Raw genomic sequence first — 14,572 nt, 5'->3', positions numbered from 1 at the left:
TTGCAGCACACGGAGCTGTTGGTCTGCCGCACCAGACATGCACTCGATTTTCTGCTCTTGCCGTAACGCAAAACAGGCACACATCGCCTCGGTTATACCCACAGCCATGTCCGAACTCTTTCATCCACCACCGTCTAGCACTGCTGCGCGCCTGCGTGGCCTGCTCAAACTCACTCGCTCCACGCCACAGGTGTCTGAATGATTCATGTGCTTCCCCGTGCGCCCAGTGAAATATCGCTGGACATTCTGCACGCCGTAGCCATTGCCACAGGTGCACCCATGGCCTATCTGCAATGGCCTGGCGGGCTCTGCCTGTGGGCCACGGCGACGTACGCCAAATTGCTGAACATGCCCTCCCAAGAATTGGTGGGTAAAGAGCCGCAAAACTACCTCTCTCCCTGCGAATGGAACGACTGGAAATGCGAACTGGAACGTCTGGCGCTTACACACGTGCATGGAGCCAGCCTGCAAACGCAGCTGCCATTTAGCAGCAATCAACGCATCCAAAGCCAGCTGGTGGCACATGCCAATGCAGAGGGTGTCTTCGCCATCGTGGTGACCCCTTTGCAAGACCTGTCACTGGTGGACGCGCGGCAGATGGTGCAGCAAAGCGATACGCGCATGCGTCGCTATGCCCAGGCCACCAGTGAAGCCCTCATTTTCTTTCGCCACGGACTCATTTTTGATGCCAACCCTGCAGCGGTCACGCTCACGGGTTACCCACTGAGTCAGTTGCTGGATCGCCCCGTTTTGCACTTGCTGCCCCATGTGCTGCGCGCCAACGCGCAGGTATTGATTGACCAGGGCACCACCCATGCCCAAGACACGCGCTTGCTGCACCACAGCGGGCAGGAGCTGGATGTGGCGGTATCCGTCACCCTGCTTCCGGAAGATGGCTGTGATTCAGGACATTTCGGGCTGGTAGTGCTGCGCGACATTACAGAGCGCAAGCGGGTAGAGGCCGACCGCCACTTTCTGGCCTACCACGACCCGCTCACCCGCCTGCCCAATCGCAAGGGCTTGATGCTGCAACTGCGCCAGATACTGTGCCACGCAGAACAGTGCCAGCAGCATGTTGCCGTGCTGTATGTGGATTTGTCCCGGTTCAAAGACGTCAACGACTCGCTGGGACACGATGCAGGCGACAAACTACTGATAGAAACGGCCCGCCGTTTGCGCAGCAAAGTACACCCGGACGATTGCGTGGCACGCCTGGGGGCCGATGAGTTTGTGGTGGTACTGGCCTCCCCACTTACAGCCTGCCAGCCTGACTGCATCTTGCGTGAAATCCGCTTCGTGCTCAACAAGCCCTATGCCTTGCACAACACGATGGCCAACCTGCCTGCGTGCATCGGCATCAGCCTCTACCCGGAAGATGGCAATTGCGCCGAGGAGTTGATGCTCAATGCCAGCGCAGCCATGGAAACAGCCAAGAGCCTTGGCCAAGGCAACCACCAGTACTACAGCACCCACATGGAAGTGCGCCCCAGCCGTTTGCTGGCGCAGGATCAGTTATTGCGCGAAGCTGTTGAAAAAGACCACGGCCTGGTCTTGCACTATCAGCCCCTGTGGAACCTGGCAACCAATCGACTCGAAGGTTTTGAGGCACTGGTGCGCTGGCAACACCCAGAGCGGGGTTTGCTGCCCCCCAGCGAGTTCATCAGTTTTGCAGAAGCGCGGGGGTTGATCTCCATCATCGATCGCTGGGTCATGCGGGCTGCCTGCAAGCAATTGCGCGCCTGGTGCGATGCGGGCCTGCCGTCTGTTGTAGTTTCCGTCAACATGTCTGCGATTGAATTCAATCAAAGCAATTTGGTGACCGAGGTGCAGCACGTGCTGTCTGACACGGGCATTGACCCCCAGTGGCTGGAAATTGAGCTGACAGAGACCACTCTCATGAAGCAGTCAGAGCATGTCCTTGCCACCCTGAACGCCTTGCAAAAACTGGGCGTTCGACTGTCGATTGATGATTTTGGAACGGGCTACTCATCCCTGGCTTACTTGAAGCGCTATCCGCTGGACAAAATCAAAATTGACCGCTCGTTCGTCAAAGACACGCCGGAAGATGCAGACGATGTCAGTCTGATCAAAGCCATCATTCAGATGGCGCACAGTCTAAGTCTGCGCGTCGTGGGTGAAGGTGTAGAAACCAAGGCGCAATGGGATTTGCTCAAGGCCATGGGGTGCGATTTGATTCAAGGGTACTACCTGTCTCGCCCCATGACCGCTGAAGACGCTCTGCGCTGGCAGCAACACCGTTGTCAAATGATTGCGCCACAATGAGGGATGCACTACACCCCATCGCCAGCCACTTCTTCTAGTACTGCCGCCACGGCGGTCTTCACGCATGCCAGAGATGCCATCCAGCATCTGCAGACGCTGTATCAGCAGCAGATTCAACATCTGCGCAGCGCCATGCAAGCCTATGTAGAAGGCCAGGACTTTCCTCGCGTCGTGCGCGCGTGGTACCCCATGCTGCGCATCCAGGCACACAGCGTGCGCAGGCCGGACACAGGGCTGGCATATGGTTTCCTTGACCACCCCGGGGTGTACGAAACCACGGTCACGCGCCCCGATCTCTTTGCCAATTACCTGCACACACAACTGGATTTGCTAGAGCGCAACCATGCCGTGCAATTTGAAGTGGGCCTGAGCACACAGCCCATTCCGATTCATTTCTCTTTTGCTGACAACGACCACGTCGAGGGCAGTCTCAGCGCCCAGCGCCGGCAAATGATGCGCGAGGTATTTGATCTGCCAGACCTGGCAGCCATGGACGATGGCATTGCCAACGGCACCTGGCAGCCACAGCCCGGCGGTGCGCTTCCCCTGTCGCTGTTTACGGCTCCACGTATTGACTACTCTTTGCATCGCCTGCGCCACTACACCGGCACAGCCCCTGAGTGGTTTCAAAACTATGTGCTGTTTACCAACTACCAGTTTTACATTGATGAATTCATTCGCCTGGGGCATGCCGAGATGGCCAAGCCCGACAGTGAATACATTGCATTCATCGAGCCGGGCAATGTCGTCACACGCCGTACCGGCTTAGCCGCAGAAGATGTAGATGCGTTGGGCAATACCCCGCCGCGCTTGCCCCAGATGCCGGCCTACCACCTCGTGCGTGCCGACCGTGGGGGCATCACCATGGTGAACATTGGTGTTGGCCCGGCCAATGCCAAAACCATTACCGACCACATTGCCGTACTGCGCCCCCATGCCTGGATGATGCTGGGTCACTGCGCCGGTTTGCGCAACAGTCAAAGGCTGGGCGACTATGTGCTCGCCCATGCCTATGTGCGGGAAGACCATGTCCTGGATGAGGAACTGCCTCTGTGGGTACCAATCCCTGCGCTGGCCGAAATTCAACAGGCGCTGCAACAAGCTGTGGCAGATGTAGCGCAAGTCTCAGACGACGACCTCAAGCGCATCATGCGCACTGGCACTGTGGCCAGCACCGACAACCGCAACTGGGAGCTGCTACCCGACAACCTGCCACAGCGGCGCTTTAGCCAAAGCCGTGCCGTTGCCTTGGATATGGAGAGTGCGACCATCGCTGCAAACGGGTTTCGCTTTCGTGTGCCTTACGGCACACTTCTGTGCGTGAGCGATAAACCATTGCACGGAGAGATCAAACTGCCTGGCATGGCCAATCACTTTTACCGTGAACGCGTTGATCAGCATCTGCGCATCGGCATGCGTGCCGTTGAGCTTTTGCGAGAGGGTGGTGCACAGCGTCTGCACAGTCGCAAGCTGCGCAGTTTCTCCGAAGTAGCTTTTCAGTAATTTCTCCATCCTGCCGGCACCCACCCATCATGCAGCTTGACTTCGCCTCCATGGCCATTTTGATAGCCATCAATTTGGCCGTTATTGGCGTGGCGCTGCCGCTTGCAATGGGGACCCCGATCAGCCGTGCTGCGCAGCACATGCAGGGCTACTTCCTGCTTCAGGCACTGGGCTGGGCACTTATCCTGGCTGCCAGCCGCATTCGTGGCACCACATGGGACCCCATCTTCAGTGTTGCAGCGACATGCGCAGCCTCTGCAGCGCAGTGGTTGATGGCCCAAACACTGCAAAGCTGGCTGGGCCATCACCCGCTGAGCCGGGTGGTACTCGGCTTGTGTGTCCTGGGGCCTCTGGGTTTCATCTTTTTCATAGACAGCACGGCACAGCGCATGGCCTGGTACAGCCTGTGCCACGGCCTGTCCATTGCATGCCTGGGGTGGATGTGCCTGCAACCACAACGCCCTGCAGCCCCTTACTGGCGCTACCTTATGGCAGGTTGTGCCTTGGTCATGAGCTGCAGCCTGTTCACGCGCGCCTATTTAGCAACTTACACGCAATGGCTCAATGCCTTTACACAGGATGGTGTCGCCAACCATGTGTTTGCCGTGATTGCACAGGTCTGTGGCAGTCTGGTGCTGGTGTGCATGCTGGTGGCCTGGCGTGACGAAACCAACCAGAAGCTGCGTGAGCTGGCAATGAACGACCAGCTCACAGGGCTGGCAAACCGCCACGCCTTGCTCCAGGCCGCGCCACTGATGCAGGCCCTGGCCAAACGCCAGCAGTTGCCTTTGGCCGTATTGCTTCTTGATATTGACCACTTCAAAGACGTCAATGACCAGCACGGCCACAGCGTCGGCGATCAAGCACTTCAGCTTTTGGCAAGGGCGCTGAAGTCCGAAGTGCGCTCCGACGAAATGGCTGCACGCTGGGGAGGGGAAGAGTTTTGCCTGCTGCTCTACGCCCATCCGGCCGCAGTGGATGCTTTTTATCAGCGCCTGTGCGTAATGGTGCAGCAGCAATCACTGCAAGAGCTGGGCTTCGCTCTGCATCTCAGTGGCGGCTGTGCGCTGCAGTCGCTGCAGCAGCCACAAAGCCTGCCACAGTTGCTGCAGCATGCCGATACCGCGCTGTACGAGGCAAAGAGCAATGGCCGTGGCCGGCTGGTGTTTGAACGAACCTCCATTGCGCCCGCACTGGCTCCTGCGCGCGCGGCACAGGAGCCATCCCCGGCACCCTAGGCCAGGGCAGATCCTGCCGCGACCAAAGGTGTACGCTGCTGCTCCAAAAGTGCGGCAGCTTCGCGGGCCGCCACACGCCCTTCATCGGTAGGAATCACCCAAACTTCCACCGAACTATCTGGCGCATGGATCGCGTAAGCGTGTTTGCCGGTTGCCTCCTGGTTGCGCTGCGCATCCATGCGTATGCCCAGCCACGACAGCCTTTCACACACGTGTGCACGCAGCTCCACATCGTTTTCACCAATCCCACCGCTGAATGCCAGCACATCCAGCCCCCCCAGACATGCCACCAGTGCACCTGTTTCGCGAATCACACGGTGCGTAAACTGGTTAATGGCGCGTTGTGCGTTCTCGCTGCCATCTGCACGCAGCTTGCGCATGTCAGCGGAAATACCTGAGACCCCCAGCAAACCGCTTTGCTTGTAGAGCAGCTTTTCCATCTGCGCATGCGTCCAGCCTTGCTCCATGAGATACAGCAGCACACCGGCATCGAGAGCGCCGCTGCGTGTGCCCATCATCAAACCATCCAGTGCAGAAAACCCCATGGTGGTGGCCACACTGCTGCCAGCGAGCGCGGCACACAGACTGGCGCCATTGCCCAGATGCGCCATCACAACACGGCCACGTCCGCGCAGGGTCTGCTCTTGCAGCACAGACATGATGTACTGGTAGGACAGCCCATGAAAGCCATAGCGGCGCACACCCTGCGCCTGCAAAGATTGAGGCAGTGCAAACGCAAAATCCACCTCAGGCATGGACGCATGGAACGCTGTATCAAAGCAGGCAATCTGCGGCAAATGCGCAAACGCAGCACGGAACTGCCGAATGCCTTCCAAATTGTGCGGCTGATGCAGTGGCGCCAAGGAGTTAAAGCTGGCCAGCCGCTGCAGTACCTCATCGGTCACCAGCACTGACTGAGTAAAGACTCCGCCACCGTGCACCACCCGGTGAGCAATAGCTTCAATATCTGGGGCCGCTTCAAGGCGATTTACCAAAGCACGCACATTGTGCAAAGCAGCCTCAAAAGAAGAGCTGCCTGCGCTTACAGCAAGTGGTTCCGAGTGCTTCTTGCCTCTATAGGTCCAATCCATGCATGGTGACCCTTGGGGCTCCAGACCTTGAATATTGCCGGACAGAACAAATGGCTGCACCTGCCCGTCTTGCAGAGGGTGCAAGGAAAACTTCAGTGAGGACGACCCCGCATTCACTGCCAAAATGGCCATTTCCATCTCCTTACCGTAGTTAGCCTTGCTTCCAGGCATTGGCCGCTTTGCGCTGGCGTTGATCATGCGCTGACAGCACGGCCAGCACACACGAGGCGACGCGCGCGCGTGGGCCATCTGCACGGCTGGTGAGCGCAATCGGCACACGTGCACCCAGCACCAGACCAGATCCCGATGCACCGGCAAAATACTCCAGCTGCTTGGCCACCATGTTGCCGCTTTCCAGGTCTGGTACGGCCAAGATGTCGGCCTGCCCAGCTACCCCAGAAGCAATGCCTTTGATGCGCGCAGCCTCCATGGAAATGGCGTTGTCAAATGCCAGCGGCCCATCCAGCTGTCCCCCTTGAATCTGGCCCCGATCAGCCATCTTGCACAGCGCAGCGGCATCGAGCGTCGAAGGGATGCTAGGGGTCACCGTTTCGACAGCAGACAAAATCGCAACCTTGGGGGTCTCGGTGCCCATCACCCGAGCGAAATCGATCGCGTTCTGAATGATGTCCGCCTTTTCCTGCAAGGTCGGACGTATATTGATTGCGGCGTCTGTAATCAGCAAGGGTTTGGCATACAGCGGCACATCAAAACGGAAGACATGCGACAGGCGTCGCCCCGTGCGCAAAGCAGGCTGCGCCAGCACCGCCTTGAGCAGTTCATCTGTATGCAAACTGCCCTTCATCAAAATTTCCACCTCTTGCCGCGCAGCCATGCCAGCGGCAAGCTCGGCTGCCGCGTGGCTGTGCTCTACCGAGATAATTTCTGCGCCTTCAAGGCTGATGCCTGCATCCAGCGCTACCTTGCGAATACGACCTTCTGGACCGATAAGCACCGGATGGATCAAGCCATGGCGTGCCGAATCCATGGCACCACTGAGCGAGCCTTCATCGCAAGGATGTACCACGGCACAGCGCACCGCCTCCAGAGACTGTGCACGAGAGAGCAAATCTTTGAAGCGCGCTTCTGGATCGAACAACTGAATCTGCGGCGCATCGATTTTTGGAACTTTGACCTTTTGCGATGGAGGCATCAGCTTGGCCTCACCCTTGAGTACCACCTCCCCCTTTTGGTTGGTGACTAGGCAGTCCATCTTGACGCGCTTTTTCTCATCGTCCTTTTCAGCCACCGTAGCTAGCACGGTCAAGGTGTCGCCAATACGCACAGGCTTGGTGAACTTCAGCTCTTGCCCCAAGTAAATGGTGCCGGGGCCAGGAAACCGCGTGCCAAACAAGGCGGAAATCAATGCCGCACCCAGCATGCCATGCGCAATCACACCATGAAACATGGTGGCATCGGCATATTCGGCATTCAAGTGCGCGGGATTGATGTCACCAGAAACCGCTGCAAAGGCCTGAATGTCTTCCAACGTTACGGTCCGTAGCAAGCGCGCACTGTGACCAACTTGCAGCTCGTCGTACGTTACGTTTTCCATCCATTCGATGGCAGGTGCCTGGGTATTCATACTGCTCTCCTGATTCCGTCAAACTTGCCAGCCTTGCTAGCGTGTTGTGTGTAAATTGATGATCGAAAGAAAGGGCAATCAATCTACTGCGTGCACACCACCATCGACATAAATGGTTTGCCCCGACATGCCAGAGGCAGCGTCTGAACACAGGAAGGCACTGAGCTGTGCAATTTCTTCCAACGTCACCAAACGCTGCAGCGGCGCCTTCGCCTGGGCCGTTGCCATCAGACCATCAAAGTCTGCAATACCCGAGGCTGCGCGCGTCAAGATCGGGCCTGGCGAGACCGCATGCACTCGAATATTTCGAGGACCCAATTCCATGGCCATGTAGCGCACCATGGACTCCAGCGCTGCCTTCACGGGGCCCATCAATCCATAGTTGGGCACAGCCTCGCCCGAGCCCAGATAGCTCATCGAGAGCATGCTGCCACCATCGGGCATATGCGGCGCGCACAGTTTGGCCAGTTCCGCAAAAGAGTGGCACGACACACTCACCGCCCGTGCAAAACCTTCACGTGAGCTGTCCACCACATCGCCGTGCAGGTCATCCAAAGGAGCCCATGCAATCGAGTGAATGACAAAGTCCAGCTTGCCAAACTTTTGCACCGCATGCTGCACCAAAGCTTCCAGCTCACCGGGCTCCTCAACGTTGCAATTCATGAGTTCTGCACCAATAGGTGCTGTCAATGGCTCCACCCACTTGCGGGCTTTTTCGTTCAGACAAGAAACCACAACGTCTGCACCCTGTGCACGTGCCAGCTCGGTGCATCCCCAAGCAATGGATCGCTCATTGGCCACACCCAGTATCAAACCTTTTTTCCCAGCCAAGCTGAACGCTGCTGCTTTACTCATACTTCTGCTCCCTCATTGTTTTTTCTGTGCACAGCACCGCCCACGGTGCTGTGAATAAATGACTGATTGACAACGCACGAATGTGCGTTGAATGACTGCGGCCAGTGCTTAATCTGCGTAGCGCACCATGACGTATTCGCCCGGGGCATCAGCCAGCACATGCTCAGCTTTAATAGGCTTGGCTTTGACAGGTGTGCCAGAGCGCTGCTTGATCCACTGGTCCATCGCCTCCCACCACGAGCCCTGCACCACAGGCGTCTGTGCGACCCAGTCATCCGGGTCCACCCAGCCGTGGCCTTCTTCAACGCTGGCAATCTGATAGCTACGGCGCGGGCGCCCTGGCTCAGAGACAATGCCGGCGTTATGTCCCCCTGCTGCCAAGACGAAGGTGACATGGGTATCGGTCTGCAGGTGAATTTTGTACACCGATTTCCAGGGGGACACGTGATCACGCGTCGTACCCACGACCATCATCGGAGCATCAATATCCATCAGCGCCACCGTCGCACCCGCAAACCGATATTGGCCGGATGCCAGGGCGTTATTGAGGAACATTGATGTCAGGTACTCGTTGTGCATGCGTGCAGGCAAACGGGTTTGGTCAGCGTTCCAGCTCATCAAATCGAAGCTGGCATCGTCTTCGCCCATGAGATAACGGCGTGTATTGCGCGACCACACCAGGTCCTTGGATGCCAAAAACTGGAAAGAGCCGCCCATTTGCTTGCCGGACAAATACCCACGCTCATTCATGCTTTGGCGCAGGTTTGCCAATTGCTCTTCGTCGATGAAAACGCCCAGCTCACCCGGCTCTGAAAAGTCCGTCTGTGCTGCCAGCAGCATGACCGAGCTCAGGCTGGGCATGTCTGCGGGGATCAGCGCCTGCTCTTTGGCAGTCAGCGTTTTCTTGCGCTTGACACGACCCAATGCGGCTGCAGCAATCGCAAGGAAAGTGCCGCCCAGGCAATATCCCATCGTGTGAATGCTGGCTGCGCCTGTGAATTTTTTAACAGCCGCCATGGCTTGCAGCACCCCGGTACTGAGATAGTCCTGCATCTTCAGGTCACGGTCCGAAGCATCTGGATTGCGCCAAGAAACAATGAAAACCGTGTGCCCCTGGCCGACCAAGTACTTAACCATGGAATTGTGCGGAGACAGATCCAAAATGTAGTACTTCATGATGCAAGACGGCACGATCAGTACAGGCTCTGGCAACACCTTATCGGTACTAGGGCTGTACTGGATCAGCTCGATCAGGTGGTTGCGAAATACCACCTTGCCCGGAGTGCAGGCGACGTCTTTGCCTACCGCATACTCCAGCGGCTCTAAATCCTTGGCTGCAGTTTCTGCCTTGGCTTTTTGCGCGGCTTGCTGGTCCTGCATGTACAGCTGCAGCCCCTTGCGCAGGCTTTCTCCGCCGGTCTCTTTGGCTTTCGCCAGCACTTCCGGATTTGTGGCCGCCCAGTTCGAGGGGGACAACGCATCCATCCACTGGCGCGCAAAAAAATCGATCAATTGCCGGTGGTGACGCGTCATGCCCTCCACCTGTGCGGCTTCATGCCACCAGCTATCGCTGGCTTTGAAGCCTTCTTTGAGTGCGTTGTAGGGCCACTGCTGCCAGGCGGCATCTTTGAACCGCGCATCGCTCTCCCCGACCGGCTGCAAACTGGCTTGCGCTGCCTGCTGCGATAACTGCATGGCACGTTGCGCCAGAGTCATTTGCTTGCCGGGCGACGTTGCCAGGTGCATCAGCCAGTCTGCGCTGGCCAAGCCCAATGCCACAGGCGACAAGCCCATGGTGGTTGCACTTAATGCGGCACGGACACGGTCATCAAGCGCCTGAGCAGCTTCTGCCTGCATGTCTGCACCTTGCGTGCATGTCGGGGTATTTTCGGTAGTCACATTCACCTCAAAACGGGGTTACAACTTGTAGCAGCCAACGTCATTCTCGGGAAAACCATGCCTTCCATCAAATACGAAGCCTTGCGGCTTGATGCGGATCAAGCCTTCTCATAAAGGAGGGTGTGAAACCTTGACTATCTTCCTCAGCCCCCTGGCTTGCGTCTCAGGCCAGCACTGCGCTACCTGCTTGAGATACTGCTTGCTGTGTGGCTTCCAGCACCATATGGGCCGCCTTTTCAGCCACCATGATCGTGGGGGCGTTGGTGTTGCCGCTGGTGATGCGCGGGAAGATCGACGCATCCACCACACGCAGGCCCTGCACACCGTGTACGCGCAGCCGGCTGTCCACCACATCCATGGGGCCAGGCCCCATACGGCACGTCCCTACAGGGTGGTAGATGGTGTCCGCAGTTTGCTTGACCCATTGCGCGATTTGCTCAGGTGTTTGTGCAGCGGCAGAGGCGGCCAGCTCTTTGGCGTTATGCCGCGCCAGCGCTGGTTGCGCCAGGATGCGGCGCACCATCTGCACGCCCTGTACTGTGCGCTGCAGATCAGCGGCATGCCCCAAGAAATTGGGGTCAATATCAGGCAGGGCCAACGGATTGGAGCTGCGCAAGCGCACCTTCCCGCGGCTTTGGGGCTGCAACACACAGACGTGACATGAAAAACCATGCCCCCACACTGTTTTTCGACCATGGTCCAGCAACTTAGCAACGACAAAATGCAACTGCAAATCAGGCTGCGCCAAATCTGGGTGACTGCGCAGGAAAGCACCCGCCTCTGCAAAATTGGTCGTCAACATACCTGTGCGCTTGCGGTGCCACTCCCAGGCACCACGGGCGATATGCATCAGCCCAGGCGCAGACAAGCCAAACGACTGCGTGAGAGCTGGTGCATCTGCAACCAAGACGGCGTCCAGATGGTCGTGCAGATGGCTACCCACACCCGGCAGTTCATGCAGCAAAGGCACACCGGTGTCCCGCAAATGGTCCGCTGGACCGATGCCCGAAACCATCAAAATTTGCGGTGAAAGCAAGGCCCCGGCGCTGAGCAGAACTTCACGGCGCGCATGCACTGTCCGGCGCACACCGCCACGTACATATTCCACACCAGTGGCACGACAGCCTTCATCCGTCTGTGCCAACAAAATTCGCAGTACTTGCGCCCCCGTGCGCACATGCAAATTGCTGCGATGCAGATGGGGCGTGAGATAAGCCTTGGCTGCACTGCAACGCTCTCCGTCCTTTTGTGTCACCTGATAGAGACCAATCCCTTCCTGGCTGTGTCCGTTGAAGTCCGTGTTGTGTACATGCCCAGCCTGAACGCCCGCCTCGATGAAATCCATGCTCAATGGGTTGGGTTGCTGCAAATCAGCCACATTCAAGGGACCACCCTTGGCATGAAAGGCATCTGCTGCGCGCTCATTGTTCTGCGCTTTTAAAAACCAAGGTTTGACATCCTGCCAAGACCACCCGGGGTTACCTTGGGCTGCCCACCAGTCAAAGTCTTGCGGCTGGCCCCGCAGGTAAATCATGGCATTGACCGAGCTGCTCCCCCCCAGCACCTTGCCCCGAGGCTGAAACCCTCTGCGACCATTCAAGCCCGGCTGCGGTACTGTCTGCATGGACCAGTTCAAGCGATGGCTCTTGGCGATACCGGCGATGCCTGCAGGGCATTGCACCAGGCTGATGTCATCAGAGCCTCCAGCCTCCAGTACACAGACCTGGTACTGCCCGCATGCACTCAATCGTCCCGCCAGAACACTGCCTGCAGAGCCTGCACCAACGATGACAAAGTCAAATGTTTCATCCATGCTGACCGCTCCCCATGTAGAAGGCACCTACGTTACGTGACCTGTCAGAGAATTTGGATACCATCTTCCCCGTATACCAATCATGAATTAACCAGGGAGATGAGATCGTGAGCATTCAAACCGTAGGCATCGTGGGTGCGGGCACCATGGGCAATGGCATTGCGCAGGCTTGTGCTGTGTCTGGCGTGGCTGTGGTGATGGTGGATATTTCCGAGGCTGCCGTACAAAAGGGCCTGGCCACCATTGCAGGCAGTCTGGACCGCTTGATCAAAAAAGAAAAAATGACTGTCAGCGACAAAGAAAAAGCCTTGTCGCTGATCAAAACCTCCACCAACTACGATGACCTCCAAGCAGCCCAGCTGGTGATTGAGGCGGCCACTGAAAACTACGACCTGAAGGTCAAAATTCTCAAGCAGCTGGACACGGTCTTGCCCGCTGAAGTATTGATCGCAACCAACACCTCCTCGATCTCCATCACCAAGCTGGGCGCGGTCACCCAGCGCGCTGACAAGTTCATCGGCATGCACTTTTTCAACCCTGTGCCCATGATGGCGCTGGTTGAAATTATTCGCGGTCTGCAAACCAGCGATGCCACACACGACACGGTCAAGGCACTGTCTGAAAAGCTGGGCAAGAGCCCTATTACCGTCAAGAACGCCCCCGGCTTTGTGGTCAACCGCATCCTGGTGCCCATGATCAATGAAGCCTTCTATGTGCTGTCTGAAGGCACCGCCACCGCACAAGACATCGACGCTGGCATGAAACTGGGCTGCAACCAGCCCATTGGCCCTCTGGCGCTGGCTGACATGATTGGCCTGGACGTTTGCCTGGCCGTGATGGAGGTGTACCTGGAGGAGTTTGGCGACAGCAAATATCGCCCTTGCTACTTGCTGCGCGAAATGGTGGCCGCTGGCCGTCTGGGCCGGAAAACGGGACAAGGCGTGTACACGTACTAACCCCCCGCTGCAGCCCCTGATCACAGGGGCCATGCATATTTTCCCATGCGCCCAGCAATCCTGATTGCTGGGCGCATTTTTCTTTGGCATGCCGGCCTACGCGTCTTGGCGGCATATGCCCTTAGATTGGTCGCCTGCAACGCGGGGTACCCGTGTTTTCACACCCACTCAAGGAGATCGTCATGACTCAACCACTGGACAAAGTGCTTTACACCGCCCACGCGCACACCACAGGCGGGCGCGAAGGTGCCTCACGCACCAATGATGGCAAACTTGATATCCAACTGTCCCCGCCCGGTGGCAGTGGTGCAGGCACCAACCCCGAACAGCTATTTGCAGCCGGCTATTCCGCCTGCTTTATTGGGGCGCTCAAAGCAGTCGCTGCGCGTCAAAAAATCAATCTTCCCCAAGACCTGTCGGTGGATGCTGAAGTCGACCTGGGCCCCGTCGGCCAAGCCTTTGGCATTGCCGTGCGCATGCACATTCACTTGCCTGGCATGGACAAAGCCCAGGCCCAGCAACTGGTAGATGCCGCCCACCAAGTCTGCCCGTACTCCAACGCGACACGCGGCAACATACCCGTGACGCTGACCCTCGCCTGAACGCGCGTTACAGCACAATCAGCGCACCCGGCTCTGCGTGGTAAGTCTGGGTGCGCAGGTCAAAACGCCCTTCAAAATGCAGTGCACCCGCAATGTCGCTGGTGCGATAGCGGGCCAGCCACAGTGCATCCACAGGCACCGGCAAGCCTAGCGCTTCAGCTATACAGGCTTGCAACGGCTGCAGCACCCTGTGCATGGGCATCTGACAGGCGTAATGCCCCAGTGTCAGATGCGGCACATAGCGCCAGCCTGGGAAGGGCTCAGAGGCCGCGACCGCATCGTGCGCCTGCTGCAAGCGGGCATTCGCGCTGACCGCCAGATAAGGCACGGTCGAAAAACTCCCCACGCCCTGCAGCATCAGCGAAAAAGGAGCCAGCTCTGCCGCCTGAAAAGCAGCAATGTCAGCACCCAGCTGAGTGGTGCCAAATGTGGCTTGCGGGCATGCATGCAGGGGCTGCGCATCCACCATCAGCCCACGGTAGGCCACGGTGACGTGCGGCTGCCGTTCGTAGCGCGGCAGCAGCCAAGGCTGTATGGCGGCACGCAACTGGTCTAACAAAGCCTGCACTTGCATACCATCCACACGCACCACCCACACGGCACACCATGGGCAGCCGCCGTGCCACTCTGAAAAATCACGGTCTTCGCAGGCCTGTGTTTGCAACGGTTCAGAACCTCTCATCAGTGGCTCCCCGTGGTTGCACGCTTTGGGGCATGCCAAGGCATATGCACATTAAAGACAATAGC

General features: G+C 57.7%; 11 protein-coding genes. 5 read left to right on the top strand and 6 right to left on the bottom strand.

All coding sequences use genetic code 11. The features are described from left to right. Nucleotides 1-198: 198 nt before the first annotated feature. From H9646_RS06280 to H9646_RS06270, 3 genes are read left to right on the top strand one after another with little or no spacing between them, the layout of a single operon-like run. Entirely contained in the window at nt 199-2,283 is a 2,085-nt protein-coding gene (locus tag H9646_RS06280) for a putative bifunctional diguanylate cyclase/phosphodiesterase (protein WP_191722490.1), read from the top strand. Between the two features lie 3 nt (nt 2,284-2,286). Then, nucleotides 2,287-3,786: an AMP nucleosidase gene (locus H9646_RS06275; protein ID WP_191722489.1), complete on the top strand. Its 1,500-nt coding sequence runs from the start codon at nt 2,287-2,289 to the stop codon at nt 3,784-3,786. A gap of 29 nt (nt 3,787-3,815) precedes the next feature. After that, nucleotides 3,816-5,024 carry a GGDEF domain-containing protein gene (locus tag H9646_RS06270; protein WP_191722488.1) on the top strand — a complete coding sequence of 403 codons (1,209 nt, stop codon included), beginning with the start codon at nt 3,816-3,818 and terminating at the stop codon, nt 5,022-5,024. On the opposite strand, the gene H9646_RS06265 is transcribed toward H9646_RS06270, so the two are convergent. From H9646_RS06265 to H9646_RS06245, 5 genes are all read right to left on the bottom strand, one after another. After that, a complete protein-coding gene (locus tag H9646_RS06265; RefSeq protein WP_191722487.1) occupies nt 5,021-6,247 on the bottom strand; it encodes an acetate/propionate family kinase in 1,227 nt (408 codons plus the stop codon). The two genes, H9646_RS06270 and H9646_RS06265, sit on opposite strands and share 4 nt — an antisense overlap. A 19-nt stretch (nt 6,248-6,266) precedes the next feature. After that, on the bottom strand, nt 6,267-7,700 hold the full coding sequence (locus H9646_RS06260; RefSeq protein WP_191722486.1) for a bifunctional enoyl-CoA hydratase/phosphate acetyltransferase: 1,434 nt from the start codon (nt 7,698-7,700) through the stop codon (nt 6,267-6,269). 78 nt (nt 7,701-7,778) lie between these two features. Further along, nucleotides 7,779-8,555 carry an enoyl-ACP reductase FabI gene (fabI, locus tag H9646_RS06255; protein ID WP_191722485.1) on the bottom strand — a complete coding sequence of 259 codons (777 nt, stop codon included), beginning with the start codon at nt 8,553-8,555 and terminating at the stop codon, nt 7,779-7,781. Nucleotides 8,556-8,663: 108 nt separating this feature from the next. Further along, a complete protein-coding gene (locus H9646_RS06250; protein WP_287915593.1) occupies nt 8,664-10,454 on the bottom strand; it encodes a PHA/PHB synthase family protein in 1,791 nt (596 codons plus the stop codon). A 163-nt stretch (nt 10,455-10,617) separates the two neighbouring features. Continuing rightward, the gene (locus H9646_RS06245; protein ID WP_191722484.1) at nt 10,618-12,267 is read right to left on the bottom strand and encodes a GMC family oxidoreductase; all 1,650 of its coding nucleotides are present in this window, start codon (nt 12,265-12,267) and stop codon (nt 10,618-10,620) included. A gap of 107 nt (nt 12,268-12,374) precedes the next feature. Here H9646_RS06245 and H9646_RS06240 point away from each other — a divergent pair, with 107 nt between their 5' ends. Further along, nucleotides 12,375-13,223, top strand: a complete 849-nt coding sequence (locus H9646_RS06240; protein ID WP_191722483.1) for a 3-hydroxybutyryl-CoA dehydrogenase — start codon at nt 12,375-12,377, stop codon at nt 13,221-13,223. A gap of 182 nt (nt 13,224-13,405) precedes the next feature. Continuing rightward, a complete protein-coding gene (locus tag H9646_RS06235; RefSeq protein ID WP_191722482.1) occupies nt 13,406-13,825 on the top strand; it encodes an organic hydroperoxide resistance protein in 420 nt (139 codons plus the stop codon). A 7-nt stretch (nt 13,826-13,832) separates the two neighbouring features. Here H9646_RS06235 and H9646_RS06230 read toward each other — a convergent pair whose 3' ends face one another. Further along, on the bottom strand, nt 13,833-14,507 hold the full coding sequence (locus tag H9646_RS06230) for a 2'-5' RNA ligase family protein (protein WP_191722481.1): 675 nt from the start codon (nt 14,505-14,507) through the stop codon (nt 13,833-13,835). Between the last annotated feature and the right edge of the window lie 65 nt (nt 14,508-14,572).

The organism is Comamonas avium, assembly GCF_014836675.1.
Lineage (GTDB): Bacteria > Pseudomonadota > Gammaproteobacteria > Burkholderiales > Burkholderiaceae_C > Comamonas > Comamonas avium.
This window is presented reverse-complemented; position numbering and strand designations above follow the sequence as displayed.

Coding starts and splice junctions, on each gene's coding strand:
- H9646_RS06235 (WP_191722482.1), top strand. CDS start 13,406: ATGACTCAACCACTGGACAAAGTGCTTTACACCGCCCACGCGCACACC.
- H9646_RS06245 (WP_191722484.1), bottom strand. CDS start 12,267: ATGGATGAAACATTTGACTTTGTCATCGTTGGTGCAGGCTCTGCAGGC.
- H9646_RS06260 (WP_191722486.1), bottom strand. CDS start 7,700: ATGAATACCCAGGCACCTGCCATCGAATGGATGGAAAACGTAACGTAC.
- H9646_RS06270 (WP_191722488.1), top strand. CDS start 3,816: ATGCAGCTTGACTTCGCCTCCATGGCCATTTTGATAGCCATCAATTTG.
- H9646_RS06280 (WP_191722490.1), top strand. CDS start 199: ATGATTCATGTGCTTCCCCGTGCGCCCAGTGAAATATCGCTGGACATT.
- fabI (WP_191722485.1), bottom strand. CDS start 8,555: ATGAGTAAAGCAGCAGCGTTCAGCTTGGCTGGGAAAAAAGGTTTGATA.
- H9646_RS06265 (WP_191722487.1), bottom strand. CDS start 6,247: ATGGCCATTTTGGCAGTGAATGCGGGGTCGTCCTCACTGAAGTTTTCC.
- H9646_RS06230 (WP_191722481.1), bottom strand. CDS start 14,507: ATGAGAGGTTCTGAACCGTTGCAAACACAGGCCTGCGAAGACCGTGAT.
- H9646_RS06275 (WP_191722489.1), top strand. CDS start 2,287: ATGCACTACACCCCATCGCCAGCCACTTCTTCTAGTACTGCCGCCACG.